This window comes from Helicobacter didelphidarum (genome assembly GCF_003364195.1).
Taxonomy (GTDB): Bacteria; Campylobacterota; Campylobacteria; order Campylobacterales; family Helicobacteraceae; genus Helicobacter_A; species Helicobacter_A didelphidarum.
The window spans coordinates 1-21617 of the sequence record NZ_NXLQ01000024.1; the positions used below are offsets into that span (position 1 = coordinate 1).

Genomic DNA, 21617 nt, shown 5'->3' on the forward strand with positions numbered 1-21617 from the left:
CAATAAATTATCTTTTCAAATATTTACTAAAGAAACAGAAATTGATAATATTACATTATTTTCAAACAATGGCAATATAAAATTATGCTAAAATGCAAGTTTTAATATTTAATTTGAACCCTAGATAATTATGTAGGGTTTGAAGTAATGCTATTTTTAACATATCATCCTTACTTAGCCCTTTTTTGTCATTGTTTTTATTGGTTAGAATCTCTTGATATTCAAACAAGTATGACAAAATGGGGTCAAGCACATTACTTTGGGTAAGTTTATCAATAAATGCAATTTTGACATTGTTTTCCTTAATTCATATATTTCAATAAATTTATATACCATTGGGTGAGAGATATTTAAAAATTCTGCCAAATCTACTAAATGAATATCAATATCTCTCAATTTTTCCCGTAAAAGCTTTGGTGGTGCAATCGCATTTTGACCATAAAACCTCCATAATTATAACTAATTTGAATAGAATATAGTAGCAATATTTCAATATTTATTTAACAAAAAATGTAAATATTGCATTCTAAATTTTACTGAATTGGGGTAACAATAAATTATCTTTTCAAATATTTACTAAAGAAACAGAAATTGATAATATTACATTATTTTCAAACAATGGCAATATAAAATTATGCTAAAATGCAAGAATTGAAAATACATAAAAAGAATGAGATAATATATTATCTAAAATTTTTTACATTAACCATATTATAGTAATTTTATGCCTATTGCATATATTAATAATAAACAAAATAATGACTCTATATCAAAAATAGTTTTGAATAAGATTAAAGGTAAGTGAATGGATATTACTTTGTTGCAAGAATTATTCGATAATGGCAAGTGGCACACATGTATAGAATCTTGCCTTAGAATGATTGCACAAAACCGCACCAATACTGAAATATGGAGTATATGTGCCTTAAGTTATGGACAGCTTGGAAAATTTGATGCCGCAATAGAATGCTTACAAGAAGCAATTAAGATAGATAAAATGCAATGTGGTATAAATCATTTTCCCCTTTCACTGAATCTTGCGGAATTTTATAGACGCAACAATATGACTTTACAGGCAATTGCTCTTTTAAAAAGTTTTTTACCACGAGACGATGAAAATCTCCATTTTAACCTAGCAAAATGTTATGGTGATTTACAAGATTATGAACAATCTATCAAACATTACACAATTGCTATTCAAATCAATCCAAAAGACATTCATGCGATGTTTAATCTTGCTAATCAAGAAGCCGCTATTGGGAGATTCCAACTTGCACTTAAGTATTACACTCTTGCTTACGAAGGTGGAATGGGAGATGCAGGTATGAATTTAGCTCAAATCTACACTAATCTTGACAGACTTGATGAAGCAATCAATCTTTATCAAAATTTAGAATCTTATTATACGCAGGATTCCAATTTTTATTTTAATTATGCTAATGCTTTAAGATATGATTTAAAATTTGATAAATCTCAAGAAAAATATTATCAAGCACTTTCAATTCATTTTGATGCACGATACGCGATAAATCTTTCATACTTGCTCCTAAGTTTGGGGGATTTTGAAAATGGATTTTTATTATATGAACATAGAAAGACACTTTTAAAGAAAAATTTTGCCAAACATTTTCTAGATTTTTCATTTCAAAATAAAGCCGAATTACTTGAATTTTTAAAAGATAAAAAAGTTGCAATCTATCATGAACAAGGATTTGGTGATAGCATCATGTTCGCACGCTTTTTACCACTGCTTGTATGCAAAGAAAAGATTTTATATATGCCACGCGAATTGCAGAATCTTTTTGCTTGTTTTGATATTACATGTAGTAATAAGATTACACAAGATTACGATGTTGCAATCCCTTTGCCTAGCCTTGGTTTCTTATTTGCTAATGAATTTTCTATTCAAGATTCCTTGTTTGATTTTCGTATGCGATTGGAATCTTTTTTACGCAAAGATTCTCAAAAAAACATAGAGCTCTATCAAGCGATAAAAAATTGTAAAATGCAAATTGAAAATACTCAAGAATCTCTCATAGATGAAGAAATCTATCATTTGCAATTTAATCAGAAAAACCAAACAACTAAAGACTTTAGGCAAGATTCTATAAATAGTAAATTTTCTTCATCTTCACAAAAAAAAATACCTGTGAAAAAAATTCTCAATACTTATGAAATCAATCCAACACAAGCGGAGTTCAAGCATGATTTTATTGAGATTTCTCAGGAAGATTCTAATAAGATGAACACGCTGATTTCCTCCAAAAATTCTTCAAACCAATTTAAATCAATGCAAAAAAATCATACAAGCAAAAAGAATAAAATAAATACTACATTGCAGACACTCTCTCATAATCAAGCCTACAAATTGCAACTTGCAACAATGAATGGTTCATTGCCAAAGAAATTAAAGGTTGGTCTAAACTTTGCGTCCAACCCAAACTTTCAAAATGCGAGAGAAAAGTCTATTTATCCACAAAAACTTTTAGAATCTCTTCCAAAAGAAAATTTTGAATATTATAGTTTGCAGTATGAAGGCATAGATTCCGACTTGGTATATGAATTTCGCATTATTGATTTAAAAAAATATATTACAGATTTTTCGGATACCGCAAGAATCTTACAATATATGGATATTGTTATAAGCATTGATTCTGCTTTAGCACATTTAAGCACTTCTCTTGGTATTCCAACAGCCCTATTACTCTATAAACGATATGATTGGCGTTGGGGAGAGCTTGGCAAACATGATTTTAAGAAAGATTCTACAATATGGTATCCAAGTATTTCTTTATTTATACAACAAGAATTAAATGATTGGGGTATGGTATTGACACAACTTCAACAATTCTTGCACGATTACCAATCCTAATGGATTTTATTGTAAAATTCTTTGTGATATGAACTAAAATAGAGGAATGATATGCTGTTTTACTGGAAAAAGTATATGGAATCTACACAAAAATTTTTACTTGATTTTCTAAAGACTAATCCAAATCTCACAACACCCTTTGTAGTAGCCACGAAAGAACAATCCAGTGGTATTGGTAGCAGAGGGAATACTTGGCAAAGCGTAGAATGTGGATTATATTTCTCGTGTGCATTACATAAAACACTTCTGCCAAAAGATTTGCCCTTGCAATCACTCTCAATTTACTTTGGTTTTATTTTTTTAGAGATTTTTCGTGAAATCAATCCAAATGTATGGTTAAAATGGCCAAATGATTTTTATATACAACAAGATGATATTCAAGAACAATATAAAACAAATACAAAAGTGGGGGGTATTCTAACACATAATCTTAAAGATTTTATCGTGTTTGGGATTGGATTAAATCTTGTATCCTCAAATTTTTGTGCTTTATTTCAAGACTTCTCAACAAAAGATTCACTAAACACACAAAATATATATACTTCTTCCCAAAAAAAATATCAAAAAAATGGAAATGTACTGCAAAATCAACAAAGAGATTGGATTTTATATGCGATAATCGAAAAAATATTAGATTTTTTAAGCTTTAACATTGTAAAATGCAATTTTACAAACGATGAATACAAACTTGAATGCAACAACACTTGTGTGGTATTCTTACAAGAGAAATTTTCATGGCAAGAAATTTTTAAGAAATATCAAAATGAATTTTATAAAAATGGTAATTTTAAAGCACATATCAATAATGAAAATGGTATCACACAAGAGGTATTTTTGAGACATGCAAAATTACAAAATGATGGCAGCATTCTGTTGCACAACAAAATACTGCATAGTTTGCGATAAGAATCTAAGGAGAATAGAATGGCTGAAGTTATTGGCATAGCAAATCAAAAAGGTGGTGTTGGCAAAACAACTACCGCAGTCAATCTTGCCGCTTCTTTAGCATTACACAACAAAAAAGTGCTTCTCATCGATTTTGATCCTCAAGCAAATGCAACAATTAGTCTTGGATTAAAACGAAGTGAAATTCAACATAGTATGGTAGCAGTCATTAATGGAAAGAAAAAAATTGTTGAAATTATACAGCCTACTCTATTAGAAGGACTTTTTATTGCACCAACAGATCAGAATCTTGTCGCAGTTGATGCGGATTTTTATCGTAAAGAAAAAGGTTTGCGCGAAAAGATCCTTGCAAATTGTCTTGAGGGTATTCGTGTGCAATATGATTTTATCATTATTGATTCTGCCCCAGCATTAGGACCACTTACAATTAATGTATTGGTTGTTGCAGATTCCGTTATCATTCCCGTGCAATGTGAATACTTTGCTCTTGATGGATTGGCACAACTTCTTAATACAATCAAGCTACTAAAACCAGCAAGCAATCCAAAATTGCAAATTAAGGGCTTTTTACCCACAATGTTTTCATCTCAAAATAATCTTTCTAAGCAAGTTTTAGATGAATTAAAGGCATTTGGAAAATTTAAATTTTTTCAAGATAAAAATAATAACATTATTGTGATTCCGCGCACAATAAAGCTTGCTGAAGCCCCGAGCTATGGTAAGCCAATCGCATTATATGATAAACGATCAACAGGAAATATTGCATATATGAATCTTGCTGAAGCAATATTAACAAGTAAGGGCTAGAGGGAACAATATGGCAAAAAAACGTGCTCTCCAAATGGGGTTGCAAGAATTATTAAGTGATATTGATAGTGTCTATGAAAAAGCAGGGAACATAGAAACAAAACAAATCTATACGCTTGAGATTGACACTATAATATCTAACCCAATGCAACCACGGCAAGAATTTGATGAGAAGAATCTTCAAGAGTTAGCACATTCAATTCAGCTCCATGGTTTGCTACAACCAATTATTGTGCGTGAAAACGAAAAAAACAATAATCAATATATACTTGTAGCGGGAGAACGTAGACTTCGTGCATTAAAGTTGCTGAATGCAACAAATATTGAAGCAATTATTATTGATGTAGAAATGCATAAAATGCGTGAGCTTGCACTTATAGAAAACATACAAAGACAAAATCTTAATCCAATTGAGTTAGCACAATCCTACAAAGCACTCATACAAGAACACGATTTAACACAAGAACAACTTGCAGAAAGATTACATAAATCACGTACACAACTTACAAATACACTGCGGTTACTTGAACTTAGTCAAACAACGCAGAATCTCATTAAAGAAAATAAAATAACGCAAGGACATGCAAAAGTGCTTGTGGGATTATCACTCAAAGATGAGGAAATTGCTGTGCAAACAATTTTAGGACAAAAAATTAATGTGCGTGAAACAGAAAATCTTGTCAAGCATCTTAAAAATAAAAAAAAATCAATCTTGTCAAATTCGTCACAAAATAATATCAATCACAAGGATTCTAATACCATGTTACGCAATGATACATCTTTGCAAGATTCTCTAGAAAAACTGCAAAGATTACTACAACAATATAATATATCATCAAGTGTAAAAAATAATGGTATTTGTCTTGTATTTAAAAGCAATGACGATGTCCAAACGCTATTAACACGACTTAAAAATATATAAATCAGTATTATAAATATTATAACTGCTTTGATTATTTATGAAGTTTTTTACAAAAATTCTTGCCTCATATCACAATTATTTACTTTTATTATGAGAATTTTATATTTTTTATAAAATTCTATTGTAACTCGTGAATAAATTTGCTACAATTATAGAATAAAGTATTAGTTAAGTCTTTAAGAGCAAAAGGACAAACATGGAAATTATGCCAAATCCTAAAATTATGCTACTTGTATTCATTGTATTCATGGTTACAATGTTTCTTCTTAATAAATTTGTATTTCAGCCACTCATTTCTTTTATGGATCAAAGGGAACAAAAAGTCGCGAATGACTTACAACTTGTTAATCAAGATGATAATGACCTCTTACAAATTGAAAAAGAAATACAAGAAATATTATCCAAAGCAAAGATTGAGGCCCGCACAATTAAAGATGAACAAATCCATGAAGCTAAAGAAAAAGCAAATAATAAAATAGAACGTATTCAAGCTGAAAATAAAGAGAAAATGGAATCTTTTATGGCAAAACTTTATGAAAATAAAGATCAAATCAAAAATGAAATAAAAACAAGTTTGGGGGACATAGAATCTCTTTTATTGGCAAAAGTCAAACAAATTTGATACTTTCGTTATGGGGTTGGGATTTCAGCAATAAGGATTAAATATGCGTTATGTTTTTGTAGTTTTTAGTATGTTTGTTCTCACATGTAGTGTTCTGTATGCGAGTGAACATGTAATGGATATTTCGAAAACTGATATTTTTCAGAGAACCATAAACTTTGCTATTTTTGTAGGGATAATGTGGTATCTTGTCGCCGATAAACTTAAAGCAATGTTGCAGCAAAGAACTCGTGCGATTAGTGAAAAATTGACCCAAGCTCAAGCAAAAGTAAAAGAGTCTCGAGAGAAAAAAGAAAAGGCACAGCAACGATTAAAAAATGCTTACGACCAAGTGCCAGAAATTATTAAATCTGCTAAACAAGAAGCCAACATTGCTGTGCAAAATATAGAAGAAAAGACAAAAGATCACATTGTTAATCTTATTAAGGCGAATGAGGAAGCAATGGAGTTCCAGAAGAAATTGTTTCAAAAACAAATTGTTGAAGAAATCTTACATGAAATATTTGTCAGCCCCACATTGAAACTCGAAACACAGGATTATGTGGGTATTTTAGAGAAAAAGGTAGCATAATGCAAGGAGATGTTGTAGCACGAAAATATGCCAGAGCATTGGCAAAAGTTTGTAAATCTGATGAAATTTATCAAGCATATGATTTTTATAATGAATTAGGCAAAGTTGTTGCTTTGCCTAAATTCCGTGCAATTGTATATTCTCATATTATCAGTAGAATTGAGAAGCTAAATCTCTTAAAATCATTGGTGAATCTACCTCATAATCAGTATGCAAATAACCTGCTTGAACTCCTTGTCAAAAATGATCGAATTTTATTACTCCCATTTATTGCTTCTGAACTTAAAAAAATTATAAATTCTAAACGTAATATCTATGAAGCAATTCTTTCTTTTAGGGAATCTGTAAGTGAAGATTCTATTCGTGTTATTCAAGAAAAACTTGGCAAAAAGCTTGGTGTAGTGTTAAATATTGCACAAAAATTAGACAACTCATTTGATGGGATATATCTAGAAATACCAGAGTTGGGTATTGAAGTTGCATTTTTAAAGGATAAATTTACTCAAGAACTGCAGAACTTCATCTTGAAAGCAATTTAAAGAAAGGAATTATATGGTTACAGCAAAATTGAAACCCGAAGAAATTAGTTCAATTATACGGGAAAAAATCGAAAACTTTGACTTACAAATTGATATTAGTCAAGTGGGTAAGGTTACAAGTTATGCTGATGGTGTAGCAAAAGTTTATGGTCTTAACAATGTTATGTCCTATGAAATGGTAGAATTTGACACCGGAGAGAAAGGTTTAGCGTTAAACCTTGAAGAAGGTAGTGTTGGTATTGTTGTACTTGGTAATGGACGAGGCATTAAAGAAGGCACAACCGTAAAACGATTAAACATACTAATGAAAATTCCTGTTGGTGAAGGTGTTATTGGTCGCGTTATTAACACTGTGGGTGAACCACTTGATGGAAAAGGAGCTATAGCATCAACTGAATATCGTTTTATTGAACAAAAAGCTCCTGGTATCATGCAAAGAAAGAGTGTTCATGAACCGCTTCAAACAGGAATTAAAGCCATTGATGCCCTTGTACCAATTGGACGTGGCCAAAGAGAGTTAATTATTGGCGATAGACAAACAGGTAAAACAACCGTTGCCATTGATTCTATCATTAATCAAAAAGGACAAGGCGTTTACTGTATTTATGTTGCAATCGGTCAAAAAGAATCCACAGTTGCTCAAGTTGTAAGAAAACTTGAAGAACATGGTGCTATGGAATATACTGTTGTTGTTAATGCTTCAGCAAGTTCGAGTGCGGCTATGCAATATCTCGCTCCTTATGCGGGAGTTACCATTGGCGAGTTCTTTCGTGATAATGCAAAACATGCACTAATTATTTATGATGACTTGACAAAACACGCCGTTGCCTATCGTGAAATGAGCCTTATTCTAAGAAGACCCCCAGGAAGAGAGGCTTTCCCTGGAGATGTTTTTTATATCCACTCAAGACTTTTAGAACGTGCAGCAAAGCTCAGTGATGAATTTGGTGCCGGTTCTCTTACTGCACTACCAATTATTGAAACTCAAGCTGGGGATGTTTCTGCATATATTCCTACAAATGTTATTTCTATTACAGATGGACAAATTTTCCTTGAAACAGATTTATTCAACTCAGGTATTAGACCTGCCATTAATGTTGGCTTATCTGTTTCTCGTGTTGGTGGTGCTGCACAGATTAAGGCGACAAAACAAGTAGCTGGGACATTACGGCTTGACTTGGCACAATTTAGAGAATTGCAAGCATTTGCTCAATTTGCTTCTGATTTAGATGAATTGAGTCGCAGACAATTAGAACGTGGGCAAAAAATGGTAGAAGTTTTAAAACAAGGACCATATAGCCCACTACCTGTTGAAAGACAAGTAATCATCATTTATGCAGGAGCAAAAGGGTTTTTAGATGATATTCCTGCAAATAAAGTTGTTGAATTTGAACGGCAGCTTTATCCATTTATTGAGGCAAAATATTCAAATTTATTTGAAGATATAAAAATGAAAAAAGCTTTAGATAAAGATATAGAAACACTTTTAAACAAAGTTTTGAGTGAGTTTCAATCAAACTTTTCAATATGAGATGTGTAAGGTATTATCATGGCTAATGGATTAAAAGAAATTAGAAAAAAAATATCAAGTGTAAATAATACCAAGAAAACTACGCGAGCTATGAAATTGGTTTCTACCTCTAAATTGAAAAAAGCAGAAGAAATGGCACGACGAGCGAGATCTTTTGCTGACAAACTTAATGAAGTATTTTATGATATGATGAAACGAATCAAGCATAGTGGTTTGGATAATCTTGATAGTAAATTTTTTCGCGATACACATTCTCATGATTTGAAAGTTGTGGATATTGTATTTGTAACTGCCGACAAAGGTTTATGTGGTGGCTTTAATAGCACGACGATGAAAGAAGCCTTGCGTCTAAGAAGTGAGTATCAAAAAAGAAATGTAGAGGTTCGATTGCGATGTGCTGGTAAAAAAGGAAATGCTTTTTTTGCATTTAACAATATTAAGCTTGAAGATAGTGTTGGTGATTTAAGCTCTAGTCCGGATTATGAACGTTCTAGTGATTTTATTGGTGCAGCGGTGAATGATTTTCTTGCGGGTAAAACCCAAGAAGTAATTATTATTCATAATGGATTTAAGAATCTCATCTCACAAGAGTTAAAATCTGTAAAAATACTCCCTCTTATCCCGGATGAAAGTGTGCTAAAAGAGGAAGATTTGGTATCTGATGTTTTAAACATTTCTCCAGAAGATGAGGAGAATATTATTTTAGATGAATTAGCAAAAAAATATGTTGAATACAATATGTATTATGCATTGGTAGATTCCTTAGCTGCAGAACATAGTGCACGTATGCAAGCAATGGATGCCGCAACAAACAATGCTACAGAATTAGTAAGAACCCTTACAATTTCTTATAACAAAGCACGGCAAGAAGCGATCACAACAGAATTGGTCGAAATTAATGCTGGTGCAGAGGCAATGAAGTAAATATTATGAAAGGAGCTTTGCAAGATGAACAGAGTTGGTAAAATCACACAGGTTATGGGACCTGTTGTAGATGTAGAATTTGATGGGTATCTACCTGAAATTAATGAAGCACTTGATGTAAAGTATGATTTTGATGGACAAAAAAAAGAACTTGTTCTAGAGGTCGCTGCACATTTGGGCGATAGTGTTGTAAGAACTATTGCTATGGATATGACCGAAGGATTAACACGAGGACAAGATGTCTCTGCACGAGGAGCCATGATTGAAGTTCCTGTTGGAGAAGAAGTTTTAGGAAGAATATTCAATGTCATTGGTGAAGTCGTAGATGATGGTGAACCTGTAAATGCAACACTAAAATGGCCTATTCATAGAGAATCACCAAACTTTGATAACCAAAGTACAAAAACAGAGATGTTTGAAACGGGAATTAAAGTTGTCGATCTTCTTGCTCCTTATTCCAAAGGTGGTAAAGTTGGATTATTTGGTGGAGCTGGTGTCGGTAAAACGGTTGTAATTATGGAACTCATCCATAATGTTGCCTACAAACATAGCGGTTACTCTGTTTTTGCTGGTGTTGGTGAAAGAACAAGAGAAGGAAATGACCTATATCACGAAATGAAAGAAAGTGGTGTTTTAGATAAAGTTGCTTTATGTTATGGACAAATGAATGAACCACCGGGAGCAAGAAATCGTATTGCTTTTACCGGTTTGACTATGGCAGAATATTTTCGAGACGAAAAAGGATTGGATGTATTGATGTTTATTGATAATATTTTTCGTTATGCACAATCGGGTGCTGAGATGTCAGCTCTTTTGGGAAGGATTCCATCGGCAGTTGGTTACCAGCCTACACTTGCTAGTGAAATGGGTAAATTACAAGAAAGAATTACCTCCACAAAAAAAGGTTCAATCACTTCTGTGCAAGCGGTTTATGTTCCTGCTGATGACTTAACCGATCCAGCTCCAGCTTCAGTTTTCTCTCACCTTGACGCTAAGACAGTTCTTAACAGAAAGATTGCAGAGAAAGGTATTTATCCCGCAGTTGATCCACTTGATTCTAGTTCTAGGATTCTTGACCCACAAATTGTTGGTGAAGAACATTATAAAATTGCAACGGGTATTCAGCAAGTATTGCAAAAATATAAAGACTTGCAAGACATTATTGCTCTTCTTGGTATGGACGAATTATCCGAAGAAGACAAGAGAGTAGTTGAACGTGCAAGAAAAATTGAAAAATTCCTTTCACAACCTTTCTTTGTCGCAGAAGTATTCACAGGAAGTCCAGGAAAATATGTAAGTTTGCAAGAGACTCTTGAGGGATTTAAAGGAATATTAGAAGGTAAGTATGACCATATTCCAGAAAATGCATTTTATATGGTAGGAAATATCCAAGAAGTTCTCCAAAAAGCAGAGGATATGAAACAGGTTAATAAATAAAGGGGAACATTATGCAAGATTTTCAATTAGATATTGTTACTCCGTATGGTGAGATTTTCAATGGTAAGGTTACTGCGGTATATCTTCCCGGAAAAGATGGTGAGTTTGGTGTTTTACCTGGGCATTGTGATATGTTGGCGTTACTTCGCACAGGTGTGATTGACATTCAATCCGAAACTAGTCATGATCTTGTTGCGATAAATTGGGGACATGTTTCAATTAGTCACAATAAAGTGAGTGTTTTAGCCGATGGAGCTGTATGTGTTCGTGGTGGCGGGAGTCAAGTCTCTAAAGCACTAGAGCAGGCTAAACGACTTTTAGAAGAAGCTTCAAGCGATACTTCTATGCTTGCTGGAGCATTACGCAAACTTGACGAGGCAAAATAAAATACCCTTTTGAGCTTATGCAATAACAGATAAACCAATAAGTATTATCATTATACTATAAAGATAATATGCACCTAATTATCTTAAAATTAAAGTAACAACAACATGGATATAAATACAATTTTATGAATCAAGTATATTGTATAGGCCTCATTTCTTCCTTTATGCAGAATATCAACCAAATAAAAGGGTTTTGGAATCCTTGGAATATTGTTGATTAAGTAGTTTATTAGTCAGTGCTTATGGTAATAAAATTTGTTTTTATCTATATTAAATACACATATATTTTAAATTTTATAAACCTAATGGCAAACAACAATATAATTGAGGAGTAAAGTTTGTTATTTGAAAACCCTAAAATCCAAGCAATATATAATAACTTTCACAATATAGAATCTCCTGCGAATTCTATTGTGATTGAGGGAAATTGGGATAGTTTTGTCAAACAGTCTTATATTACTGCATTGCGTTCTCAAATTAATAAACATGAACAAAAAATCCATATTGTTTTCAAAAATGCTAAAATAAGCATTATTTTTATGCTTCTTCTTAAAGACACTTTAGAATCTACACAAATAGAGAAAGTTTATCTTTATAGCAAAGATATACAAGTTATCAGCCTCACATCATTTGTATATTCAAGTTCCTATGACCTTTATTGCAATAGTATTGAAATTACAGATGATGCTATCGAGTTCAAAAAAACACAAACTTATCAAGAAAAAAAACGAAATCCTATTATACAATTTCTAACATTTATTGGAAAATGGGCGTATAACTATTATAAAAGTATGATTGCATTTTTTAATTTTATGGGTATGTTACTTTATTTTTTTGCTCAATCACTTTTGCAACCATCAAATTTTCATATCAAATCGCTCATGCATCATATTTATGAACAAGGATTTAAAGCATTGCCTGTTGGACTCGTTACCTGCCTTATTATTGGATATGCAATTACACTGCAAGGAGCATATCAATTGAACTCCATGGGAGTGCCAATTATGAGTGTCGATACAACAGCAAAGTTAGCATTGCGGGAAATGGGTCCTTTTATTTTATCTCTTGTAATTGCTGGACGCAGTGCTTCCAGCTTTACTGCTCAACTTGGTTCTATGCGTTTAACAGAAGAGTTATCTGCTATGCAAGCAATGAATCTCAATATATTTCATTTTCTTGTTATCCCTAGAATCCTAGCACTTATTGTTGTGATGCCCTTGATGGTTTTTGCTGCTGATACAGTTGCTTTATTTGGTGGAATGATTGCAATAAAAACAAGTGTTAATATTGGATTTGAGACATATTTAGAGAGATTCTATGAAACAGTTTCTATTACACATTTTTGGATTGGTGTGGTAAAAGTTCCTGTTTTTGGAATGATTATTGGACTTGTTGGTTGTTTTCATGGATTAGAGTGTAAAGGTGATACGCAGTCTATTGGACGCATGACAACAAGGAGTGTTGTCAATGCCATTTTTTGGATTATTGTTGCCAACGCAATATTTTCTTTCATTTTTACAAGGTATGATTTATGAGTATTATTGAAGTGGATAATCTTTGTGTAGGTTATAATAACACGCTCATTCACGATAATATCAGTTTTTATGTTAATAAAGGAGAGATATTTTCAATACTTGGTGGGAGTGGTAGTGGGAAAACAACTTTGTTGCACACACTAATTTTTCTTTTGAGACCAAAAAGTGGCACAATTAAGATTCTTAATACAGATATATGGAAACTGAAAGATTCTAAGAAATACATTGTTATGCGGAAAATGGGTGTGGTCTTTCAGTTTGGTGCATTGTTTAGTTCTCTTTCTGTGATTGAAAATGTAACAAGCCTTTTAGAAGAATATTCATATTTTCCTTCTAATCTTTATCCTGAGATTGCAAAATTCTGGTTACACACAGTTGGACTTGATTTGAATGTATGTAATAAGTCAATAAATGAATTAAGTGGTGGTATGAAAAAACGTGTAGCGTTAGCAAGAGCTTTATGCACAGAGCCTAGCATCCTTTTTTTAGATGAACCTACAAGCGGACTTGATCCTGCGAGTGCATGTAAATTTGATGATTTAATATTATCTCTAAAAGAGAGATTTGGTGTAACTATTGTAATGATTACGCATGACTTAGATAGTATTAAAGATGTAACAGATCGCTTTATTCTCCTTTCACAAGGAAAAATCCAGTTTAGAGGAACACTCGATGAATTTGCTCTTGAAGCAAATGATGGACTACATAAAGGGAGTTTATTTGATTCTACACGAGGAGAAAAATATTGGAAACACTCAAATTTATACAATTTTTGAAATATATAGAATCTTTCTCTGCAAGACAAGATACTAAATTCTTTTTTTATTACCAATTTTTTTGTATTATAGTTTTTTTAATATTCTTATCCTTTTTTACAATATTAAATCTTATTTAATGAGATTAACTTTACATAATGTTGGTAAAAGATTCAAGATATATGGGCAACAAGGAATAACTATGGAACGAAATGTAAATTATGTATTGATTGGTGCAATTTTCTGTGGTTTAACCATAGCAATGATTGCATTTATCTTCTGGATAGGACGTTTTGGCATTGATGAGAGACGAGTAAGAATATATCATGTTTATACCACAGATGAGGTTGGTGCTATTGGTGTCAATACGCCAGTAAAATTTAAAGGTATAACTATTGGTAATGTTATGAATATTGGATTTAAAAAAGATGAAATTGGAATAGTCCAAATTGATGTTGGTATTAATAAAAAAATTCCTGTGCGTGAAGGTTCTGAACTCGTTATAGATTCTGATGGCTTTGTGGGCATGAGTTACCTTAATTTGAAACAAAATGAAAAAGGAAAGATAATTACTGATACTTCAAAAGCAGAACTAAGCCTTGCAAAAAATACATTAAGTAAAATTCTTGGAAATGCTGAAGGTATGAGTAAAGACATGCAAGAAATCCTCCATAATGTTAAAGTTATAACTGATAGTAAAAATCTTGAAGACATACGCAATATGTTAGCTTCATTAGAAGGAACAAAACAGAATCTTGATGCAACACTTGTGAGTGCAAATAAACTTCTTAAAGATTTGGATACAGCACTATTAAAAGGAGATTTTAACTTTAAAGAAATTCTCATTCCTCTTGCTAATCGCAGTGCGACAAGTTTGCAAATTTTCAATACTTTCCTTGAAAAAGCAAGTCATTTTATGGATAGATTAGAAAGAGATCCCTATGAGACATTACTAGGCAAACGAAGTTAATACATTATGATATTTTTTCAGTAATTCCCATATTCTATAAGGATTCTCGAACTCACTCAAGAATCCTTTTATTTTTCAATGGCTTGTTTTAAATCATTAATCAAATCCGATGCGTTTTCCAAACCAATGCTTAAACGCAATGTATTGGGAGTAATATTAGCACTTTTAAGTTCTGATTCACTAAGTTGTGAATGTGTGGTAGAATAAGGATGAATGATTAAAGATTTGCTATCACCAATATTTGCAGTAATTGAGAATAATTCAAGATTATTACAAATCTTTTGAGCTACTTGAACATTTTGTGCTTCAAAGCTTAAGAGACCACTTGCTTGAGCATTCTTAAAATATTTTTTTAAAAGATGATGATATGGATTGTTTTCTAATCCAGGATAGCATACTTCTTGAATCAATGGATGAGATTCTAAAAACTTAGCTATCTCAAGAGCATTTTGGCTATGCTTTTGTATGCGTAAGTCTAAAGTCTCTAATCCCTGAATAAGTAACCACGCGGCGTGGGGTGAAAGTGTTGCACCAATATTTCTAAGCCAATCGGCAATGAGTCTTGTACCATAACTTGGAAAAGGAATATCCGCATATACTAAACCATAATAGCTTGGGTCAGGAATATTGAATGCTGGGTATCTTGGATTGTCTTTAATCAACTCATTCAAACCATGCCGCTCAATAATTCCTCCACCAAGAGTACTCCCTTGTCCATTAACATATTTTGTCAAAGAATGCACGACAACATCTACCCCATAATCGAATGGACGATGTAAAAATGGTGTAGCCACTGTATTGTCGCATACACTAACAATGCTATGTTTTTTAGAAATCTCTGTAATAGATTTTGTATCTGCTATTGAAATTTGTGGGTTAGAAAGACTTTCAAAAAAGATTGCTTTTGTTTTAGAATCAATTACTTTCTCGAGTGTATTAAGATCATCAATATCAAATACCCTAACTTCTATACCAAAACGTTTTAAAGTATGTGTAAGTAAAGTTTGTGTTCCTCCATAAATCTTATTTGCATACACGATATTATCACCATGTTCAGCAAGATTTACTAAAGCATAAAAAACCGCTGCGGCACCTGTGGCTACGACTACACCAAAAGCCCCACCTTCTATGGCTGCGAGTCTATCGCGTAAAACATCTAGGGTTGGATTGGTAAGGCGAGAATAGATGTTTCCTAATTCTTGTAAAGAAAAACGATTTCGTGCTTGCTCAAGACTCTCAAAACTATATGCTGCACTTTGATAAATAGGTACACTTGTGGTTCTTTGTTTATCGTAATCATATCCCGCATGTAATGCCAAAGTACTCGCACTGAAGTCAGTATGTATGAAATTTGCCATATTATTCCTTAATGAATTGATACAACACCTGACATAAGATTCTAAAAATAAATCTCTATCAATATTGTTAGAATAAGAGTGTATCAAAAAATAATTTTAATGTCAATAAAACATATTTTAAAACTTATAAAATTATATTTTTTATAATTTAGTATTATATTAAATATATTTAAGAACACTTATATTATTTATTATATTCTCGATAAATAATATAAGTGTTCTTTGAAATCACTAAACACATCTCTAACAATATCAAAGTGTCTATGAAAACTATGCGTAAAAAGAATTTTCTAATAACCATAAATAACCATAAAAATCATAATTTAATCATTTCTATAAATTACAATCTTTGTATCATAGTATAAGTTTAACTCCCAACCTAACCCTTTAAAACCAACTATCTAATGCTATTTCATACACTCTAAAAAAATAAGTCAAATTTGTATTTGTGTATAGTTTCATATTACACAAATACAAAAAAGCATATTTTATAAGAGTATATTTAGTGAAAAATAGGGGGTTTAGGGGGTAGTGGGTTTATATTAGGTTTTATATATAAAATTACTACAAAGTTTAAGAGAAATATTGTAAGGAAAGGTAGAGAAATAAGTCCTATCTTTGAAGAATCTTCATAAGAAACCAACAATTATAGAAAAATTTTCAAGACTGCATTCTAAGATTATGCAATATCTTCATTTGTTATTTTGCCTTTTTGTCTTGCCTGTTGATACTCTTGCTGTGTCCAATAGTTAATAATTTGCCCCTCTGACATTTGCAAAACATTCTGTGCAATCTCAATTGTGCTTGGTCTATGTGCAACGATAATGAGAATCTTGTCTTTACGCAATTGCTCTAGTGTTCCTTTAAGTGCTTCTTCAGTTTGTTCATCAAGTGCACTTGTTGCTTCATCAAGAATGAGAATATCTGGATTCTTATAAATCGCTCTAGCGATTGCTATCCTCTGTCGTTGTCCTCCGCTTAAATTTGCTCCAAATTCTTCAAGTATTGTGTGGATTCCATTATCAAATTTTTCTATAAATTCATAAGCTTGTGCTTGTTTTAGTGCTTCAATAACTCTTTTTTCATCAACCTCCAAACCATAAGCAACATTTTTTGCAATACTTCCATGAAAAATAAATATTCTTTGTGTAACAATAGACATATTGTCCCGAAAACTTTTTTGTTGAAGATCTTTAATATTGTTTCCATTCATGAGTATTTCACCCTCTGTTGGGTCATATAGGCGTAACAAGAGACTCATGAGTGAGCTTTTGCCACTCCCACTTTTGCCAATAATGGCAGTTACACTATTTTTCTTAAAGCTTACATTCAAATTTTTTAACGCAGTAAAATCATCGTATTGTAAAGTAACATTCTTGACCTCAACACAATCAATTGGTGTTGTAAGCTCCAATGCACCATCAACAATTTTTGGTTCTCTATCGATCACTTGAGAAAGACGTTCATTTGCAACGAGTGCGGGTTGAATCATAGCAAAACTACCATTCAAACTCTTCACGGGCTTATATAACAAAAGCATGGCTGTAAGAAGTGAAAAAAACTGCCCTGTTGTCATTCTTTCATTCAAAACCTCTATCCCACCAACAATAATAATCACTGCTATAGCTACTGAACCAAAAAACTCCATAAAAGGCGAGGTAAGTAGTTCAACACGAGTGGATTTCCGACTCACTTTGAAAAGCAATTCACTTTGTTCTCTATAATTTTTTGCTTCAATTTTTTCACCAGAACTTGCTTTAATAATCTCAATATTATTAAGGATTTCAAATATTCTTGAAGACATATCTACGCCCGTTGTAAAACTCTTATTTGCTAGAGAACGCAATTTCTTTGCAATAATTCGAATTGGAATAATAGCAAGTGGCATAATTGATAGTGCAACAATAGCAAGAAACGATCCTTGATAAATTACTACAACACCATACGCAAGTGTTGTAAGGCAAATGCTCACAAAATTAATAATATGATTTGTTGCAAAAGTGGCTACAGTACTTATATCATTCATTCGAGCTAAAATTTCTCCACTTCTATTCTTATTAAAGAAACCAAGCTCAAAACTTAAAATTTTATCAAGCATTAAATTACGCACGAGTTTATTCGTATTAGCGGTAATATAGGACATGTAGTAGCCTTGCATATATTGTCCAACACCTTTAATAACAAAAACACCAATTAATGCTAAGGGCATTGCATAAAGCATAAATTCATTTTTCTGACTAAAAACTTTATCTATGAGAGGTTGAACGACATACGCACTTGCCCCAGAACCAACGGCAGCCAAAACCATCCCAATGAGAACCATGATGTATTGCCAACGGTGCATTTTTACATAAGGTCCAAAGCGTTTATAAACAAGCTTAATATCTTTTTTCAGACTCACTTTAGTATCCTTATTTACACTGAGACGATCCATTATCTTACCCTTTAAACAAATTTGTAAATTCTAGCATGTCAATATAAATATTAACAAAATAATAAAATATATAAGTTCGATGATTTAATAGTCTTATTAATTATCCTATTGCCTTAAAGTTATCTTAAAAGAATTGTGGCACCAGAGGTTTTGGCTGGATTGCAATATAGTTTATTTCTATATTTAGGATTCTATAAAAAATTTAGATAAAAGTTCTCTCATATTTTCTGGAATCTTACAAGGTTTTTTCAGTGTCAGATCAATGTATGCGAGTTTAATTTTGGCAGAAAATGTTAAGATAGAATCTTTATCTTGACCAGTAACAGATCCTATTTTGAAAATTTGTTGTTGCATAACAATAGAAGTGTGCTTAAGCTCAAGTAAGATTGTTCTTACTTTATACTTATCAGCAAATTTCAATGGAGTGATAAATTCAGATTCTATACTTTTTACCACAAAGCCTTCTGTGTTTCTATGTGGATGCATATTATTCTCAAAAAATATCAGAGATCTTGCACGTTCACAAAATGTGATATAATTGCTATGATAAACAATCCCACCACAATCTGTATCATCGTAAAAAACATAATTTACCATGCACAATCTCCAATTTTTTATTTAAGATTCTCTAGAATTTACAAGATACTTATTACAATATCCTATCAGACTTTATATAAGTTTTATTGAATACTTGCAAGAGCTTTATCATAGTCTGGCTCATTTGTTATTTCATTACAAACTTCTTGATATACAATTTTGCCTTCTGGATTCACAATAATAACAGCACGAGTGAGAACACCTTGTAATGGAGTATCCTCAAGCAATAAACCATACACTTTACCAAATAGTTTATCGCGGAAATCGCTTAAAACTTGTACATTATCAATACCTTCAGCCCCACAGAATCTGCCTAGAGCAAAAGGTAAATCCACAGAAACGCTAAATACATTTGCATTTGGCAAATTTGCTGCTTTTTTATTAAAGGCACGAGTTTGATTCTGACATACGCCCGTATCAATACTTGGCATAATGCTGATGACTTGATATTTTCCATTCGCACCACCTATACTTACTTCGCTTAAATCTTTTGCTACAAGAGTTACAATAGGAGCATTTTGTCCCACTGCAAGAGTTTTACCATAAAGTTTTGCGGGGTTTCCCTTAAAAGTTGGCATATTTTTTCCTTTAAAAATAATAATTTTGGTTATAAAAACCTCGCAAGATTGTATCATAAGAAAGAAAATAAAGAAGACTAAAGATTCCTTACCATGTAAAACTTCAAAATATCCACAAAAGAAACAAGAAATATGCTACAATTATATTCTTTAGAGAGGTGTCCGAGCGGTTGAAGGAGCACGCCTGGAACGCGTGTAAAGTGTAAGCTTTCGAGGGTTCGAATCCCTTCCTCTCTGCCATCTAAAAATTTTTATAAATTTTATCATTAGAATAAAATCTCTTTTTTACTCTCCTTAGTTCTATCCTATTCCATTAATTGCAAGAACAAATATAATCAATACTAGTCAAGAAATTTATAAGAATCTACTAAAAACTATGCAAAGATTGTAGATATGGTTACTAATAAAACGAATATCGAATCCACTCAAATTGTGTTTTATTTTTCTTTTACTTTCCTGAAAAAATTTATAACTTATATTATTTGTTTTTTCGCAACTTATAATACCTATAATAACTTAATGAGAAACTTACTATAAAGATTCCAAATAACGCATAAAAATGTGGCATTATAGCATACAAACTATCACTCATTTGATTCAATCGTATAAAACCATTAATTCCATGATATGCTGGGATAATTTTAACAAAAAGTTGTAATGGTACCGGTAGAAGCATAATTGGATAAATAAAACCCATCATAAAAACAAGAGGTAAAGAAGAGAGTAATATAAGCTGTGTTGGTAAAGCAATATTTGTCATAAAAGTGCCTAAAAAGACCCCAAGTGAAGCACAACCAACGATAAACATTAATCCAAAACACCAAAATTCAAAAGAATTTGCTGTTACATTGATTCCATATATTTTAAAAAATACACCAAAATAAATCAAAAATAACACAACATATATCATACTAAACACAAAAATTCTTGCACTGATGGCATAAAAAAGTGGTGCGATATAAAAATATCCTTGTTTTCCATTTTTATATTCTTTATTATGTGTAGCACTTAGAATCATAACTCCCGCAAGCAGTGTTTGATGGAGAATAAAGACAAGAATCGCTGCAAGTGCGTAATTAATATATCCAACAGAGGGATTAAAAAGTGGAATTGGTATATATTTTACTAGCACTTCATCACTGTTGACACCTATATTTCCAAGTAATGCATTTCTCTTTTTTTTCAATTGACTACTAAAATAGTTTCCAACTTCATTTAAACCCTCAATAATTGCTCCATAAATTAAAAAATAAGAAGCATTCGCTCGATACAAAAGCTCAACAGGTGTACCATTATTAATACTCTTCTCAAAACCATTGGGAATACTAAGCTGCCCATAAACTTCGCTTCGCTCTAAAAGCTCTTTTGCTTGTTGCTCTGATTGCACAACAAAGCTTACCTCTAAATTGTTGCTTGCATTTACCAAAAAAATAAAGTCTTTTGACAATGGAGTGTTGTCAAGATCAACAACAACAATTTTTTGTTTGCGTACAACATCTGCATAATAAGGTGTTGGATACAGAAATACATATAAAATTGATCCTATAAATACAACGAACAAAACACTTACATTGCTAAAAAATGCCTTAAACTCCGCAATTACGACTTCTAAGAATGTCATTTTCCCTCATTTGTTATGGATTATTCATTGTATAAATTCCAGCAGATTCTATCATGCAATTATAAATTTGTGTAAATTCCTTTTACACCTATGTGTCATAAAATCCACTAAGACTTTATTCTACAAATAATTTCAAACACTACTTTCTATGAATAGATAAACTCAACAAAATCTTAGAGTTCAATATTTACTTTTTTAGTAAGTTGAGGAAACATTTTTATCTATTTTACAAAATTATGTTAGCCTATTTTA

19 protein-coding genes and 1 tRNA gene are annotated in these 21617 nt (G+C 32.0%); 15 read left to right on the forward strand and 5 right to left on the reverse strand.

All coding sequences use genetic code 11. The annotated features are described in order from the left end of the window. Nucleotides 1–805 precede the first annotated feature (805 nt). The 14 genes from CQA53_RS08470 to CQA53_RS08535 all read left to right on the forward strand — a co-directional run bounded on the left by CQA53_RS08470 (nucleotide 806) and on the right by CQA53_RS08535 (nucleotide 14777). Complete coding sequence (locus CQA53_RS08470) at nucleotides 806–2872, forward strand: tetratricopeptide repeat protein (protein WP_115543574.1); 2067 nt, start codon at nucleotides 806–808, stop codon at nucleotides 2870–2872. 51 nt (nucleotides 2873–2923) lie between these two features. Continuing rightward, complete coding sequence (locus CQA53_RS08475) at nucleotides 2924–3778, forward strand: biotin--[acetyl-CoA-carboxylase] ligase (protein WP_115543575.1); 855 nt, start codon at nucleotides 2924–2926, stop codon at nucleotides 3776–3778. 18 nt (nucleotides 3779–3796) lie between these two features. Next, a complete protein-coding gene (locus CQA53_RS08480) occupies nucleotides 3797–4585 on the forward strand; it encodes a ParA family protein (protein WP_115543576.1) in 789 nt (262 codons plus the stop codon). 10 nt (nucleotides 4586–4595) lie between these two features. Further along, nucleotides 4596–5507, forward strand: coding sequence for a ParB/RepB/Spo0J family partition protein (locus tag CQA53_RS08485; protein WP_115543577.1), 912 nt, complete (start codon nucleotides 4596–4598; stop codon nucleotides 5505–5507). Between the two features lie 196 nt (nucleotides 5508–5703). Further along, on the forward strand, nucleotides 5704–6129 hold the full coding sequence (locus CQA53_RS08490; protein WP_115543578.1) for a F0F1 ATP synthase subunit B family protein: 426 nt from the start codon (nucleotides 5704–5706) through the stop codon (nucleotides 6127–6129). 43 nt (nucleotides 6130–6172) lie between these two features. After that, nucleotides 6173–6700, forward strand: a complete 528-nt coding sequence (locus CQA53_RS08495) for a F0F1 ATP synthase subunit B family protein (RefSeq protein ID WP_115543579.1) — start codon at nucleotides 6173–6175, stop codon at nucleotides 6698–6700. Then, a complete protein-coding gene (locus CQA53_RS08500; protein WP_115543580.1) occupies nucleotides 6700–7239 on the forward strand; it encodes a F0F1 ATP synthase subunit delta in 540 nt (179 codons plus the stop codon). Before CQA53_RS08495 ends, CQA53_RS08500 begins: the two co-directional genes overlap by 1 nt. Before the next feature lie 13 nt (nucleotides 7240–7252). Then, nucleotides 7253–8770, forward strand: a complete 1518-nt coding sequence (gene atpA, locus CQA53_RS08505) for a F0F1 ATP synthase subunit alpha (protein ID WP_115543581.1) — start codon at nucleotides 7253–7255, stop codon at nucleotides 8768–8770. 18 nt (nucleotides 8771–8788) lie between these two features. Further along, nucleotides 8789–9694 (forward strand): ATP synthase F1 subunit gamma, encoded by a 906-nt coding sequence (gene atpG / locus CQA53_RS08510; RefSeq protein ID WP_115543582.1) that lies wholly within the window; start codon nucleotides 8789–8791, stop codon nucleotides 9692–9694. A gap of 24 nt (nucleotides 9695–9718) precedes the next feature. Further along, the gene (atpD, locus tag CQA53_RS08515) at nucleotides 9719–11131 is read left to right on the forward strand and encodes a F0F1 ATP synthase subunit beta (RefSeq protein WP_115543583.1); all 1413 of its coding nucleotides are present in this window, start codon (nucleotides 9719–9721) and stop codon (nucleotides 11129–11131) included. A gap of 11 nt (nucleotides 11132–11142) precedes the next feature. Beyond that, on the forward strand, nucleotides 11143–11517 hold the full coding sequence (gene atpC / locus CQA53_RS08520) for an ATP synthase F1 subunit epsilon (RefSeq protein WP_115543584.1): 375 nt from the start codon (nucleotides 11143–11145) through the stop codon (nucleotides 11515–11517). Nucleotides 11518–11855: 338 nt separating this feature from the next. After that, on the forward strand, nucleotides 11856–13052 hold the full coding sequence (locus CQA53_RS08525; protein WP_245945807.1) for an MlaE family ABC transporter permease: 1197 nt from the start codon (nucleotides 11856–11858) through the stop codon (nucleotides 13050–13052). Next, nucleotides 13049–13828 carry an ABC transporter ATP-binding protein gene (locus CQA53_RS08530; RefSeq protein WP_115543585.1) on the forward strand — a complete coding sequence of 260 codons (780 nt, stop codon included), beginning with the start codon at nucleotides 13049–13051 and terminating at the stop codon, nucleotides 13826–13828. The genes CQA53_RS08525 and CQA53_RS08530 overlap by 4 nt, the downstream gene beginning before the upstream one ends. Before the next feature lie 181 nt (nucleotides 13829–14009). After that, nucleotides 14010–14777: an MlaD family protein gene (locus CQA53_RS08535; protein ID WP_115543586.1), complete on the forward strand. Its 768-nt coding sequence runs from the start codon at nucleotides 14010–14012 to the stop codon at nucleotides 14775–14777. Between the two features lie 68 nt (nucleotides 14778–14845). Here the strand turns inward: CQA53_RS08535 and CQA53_RS08540 are convergent, their stop codons facing one another. The 4 genes from CQA53_RS08540 to tpx all read right to left on the reverse strand — a co-directional run bounded on the left by CQA53_RS08540 (nucleotide 14846) and on the right by tpx (nucleotide 19744). Continuing rightward, entirely contained in the window at nucleotides 14846–16135 is a 1290-nt protein-coding gene (locus tag CQA53_RS08540) for an O-acetylhomoserine aminocarboxypropyltransferase/cysteine synthase family protein (protein WP_115543587.1), read from the reverse strand. A gap of 679 nt (nucleotides 16136–16814) precedes the next feature. Further along, nucleotides 16815–18569 (reverse strand): ABC transporter ATP-binding protein, encoded by a 1755-nt coding sequence (locus CQA53_RS08545; protein WP_115543588.1) that lies wholly within the window; start codon nucleotides 18567–18569, stop codon nucleotides 16815–16817. A gap of 183 nt (nucleotides 18570–18752) precedes the next feature. Continuing rightward, nucleotides 18753–19166 carry an acyl-CoA thioesterase gene (locus tag CQA53_RS08550; RefSeq protein ID WP_115543589.1) on the reverse strand — a complete coding sequence of 138 codons (414 nt, stop codon included), beginning with the start codon at nucleotides 19164–19166 and terminating at the stop codon, nucleotides 18753–18755. 83 nt (nucleotides 19167–19249) lie between these two features. Further along, nucleotides 19250–19744 carry a thiol peroxidase gene (gene tpx / locus CQA53_RS08555; RefSeq protein ID WP_115543599.1) on the reverse strand — a complete coding sequence of 165 codons (495 nt, stop codon included), beginning with the start codon at nucleotides 19742–19744 and terminating at the stop codon, nucleotides 19250–19252. A 152-nt stretch (nucleotides 19745–19896) separates the two neighbouring features. Between tpx and CQA53_RS08560 the strand changes: the two genes are divergently transcribed. Next, nucleotides 19897–19984: transfer RNA gene (locus CQA53_RS08560), tRNA-Ser, on the forward strand. Between the two features lie 238 nt (nucleotides 19985–20222). Here the strand turns inward: CQA53_RS08560 and CQA53_RS08565 are convergent. After that, complete coding sequence (locus CQA53_RS08565; RefSeq protein ID WP_115543590.1) at nucleotides 20223–21365, reverse strand: ABC transporter permease; 1143 nt, start codon at nucleotides 21363–21365, stop codon at nucleotides 20223–20225. Nucleotides 21366–21617: the final 252 nt, after the last annotated feature.

Bases quoted from the DNA above. Each gene is read 5' to 3' on its own strand.
- CQA53_RS08470 (WP_115543574.1), top strand. From the start codon at position 806: ATGGATATTACTTTGTTGCAAGAATTATTCGATAATGGCAAGTGGCAC.
- CQA53_RS08475 (WP_115543575.1), top strand. From the start codon at position 2,924: ATGCTGTTTTACTGGAAAAAGTATATGGAATCTACACAAAAATTTTTA.
- CQA53_RS08480 (WP_115543576.1), top strand. From the start codon at position 3,797: ATGGCTGAAGTTATTGGCATAGCAAATCAAAAAGGTGGTGTTGGCAAA.
- CQA53_RS08485 (WP_115543577.1), top strand. From the start codon at position 4,596: ATGGCAAAAAAACGTGCTCTCCAAATGGGGTTGCAAGAATTATTAAGT.
- CQA53_RS08490 (WP_115543578.1), top strand. From the start codon at position 5,704: ATGGAAATTATGCCAAATCCTAAAATTATGCTACTTGTATTCATTGTA.
- CQA53_RS08495 (WP_115543579.1), top strand. From the start codon at position 6,173: ATGCGTTATGTTTTTGTAGTTTTTAGTATGTTTGTTCTCACATGTAGT.
- CQA53_RS08500 (WP_115543580.1), top strand. From the start codon at position 6,700: ATGCAAGGAGATGTTGTAGCACGAAAATATGCCAGAGCATTGGCAAAA.
- atpA (WP_115543581.1), top strand. From the start codon at position 7,253: ATGGTTACAGCAAAATTGAAACCCGAAGAAATTAGTTCAATTATACGG.
- atpG (WP_115543582.1), top strand. From the start codon at position 8,789: ATGGCTAATGGATTAAAAGAAATTAGAAAAAAAATATCAAGTGTAAAT.
- atpD (WP_115543583.1), top strand. From the start codon at position 9,719: ATGAACAGAGTTGGTAAAATCACACAGGTTATGGGACCTGTTGTAGAT.
- atpC (WP_115543584.1), top strand. From the start codon at position 11,143: ATGCAAGATTTTCAATTAGATATTGTTACTCCGTATGGTGAGATTTTC.
- CQA53_RS08530 (WP_115543585.1), top strand. From the start codon at position 13,049: ATGAGTATTATTGAAGTGGATAATCTTTGTGTAGGTTATAATAACACG.
- CQA53_RS08535 (WP_115543586.1), top strand. From the start codon at position 14,010: ATGGAACGAAATGTAAATTATGTATTGATTGGTGCAATTTTCTGTGGT.
- CQA53_RS08540 (WP_115543587.1), bottom strand. From the start codon at position 16,135: ATGGCAAATTTCATACATACTGACTTCAGTGCGAGTACTTTGGCATTA.
- CQA53_RS08545 (WP_115543588.1), bottom strand. From the start codon at position 18,569: ATGGATCGTCTCAGTGTAAATAAGGATACTAAAGTGAGTCTGAAAAAA.
- CQA53_RS08550 (WP_115543589.1), bottom strand. From the start codon at position 19,166: ATGGTAAATTATGTTTTTTACGATGATACAGATTGTGGTGGGATTGTT.
- tpx (WP_115543599.1), bottom strand. From the start codon at position 19,744: ATGCCAACTTTTAAGGGAAACCCCGCAAAACTTTATGGTAAAACTCTT.
- CQA53_RS08565 (WP_115543590.1), bottom strand. From the start codon at position 21,365: ATGACATTCTTAGAAGTCGTAATTGCGGAGTTTAAGGCATTTTTTAGC.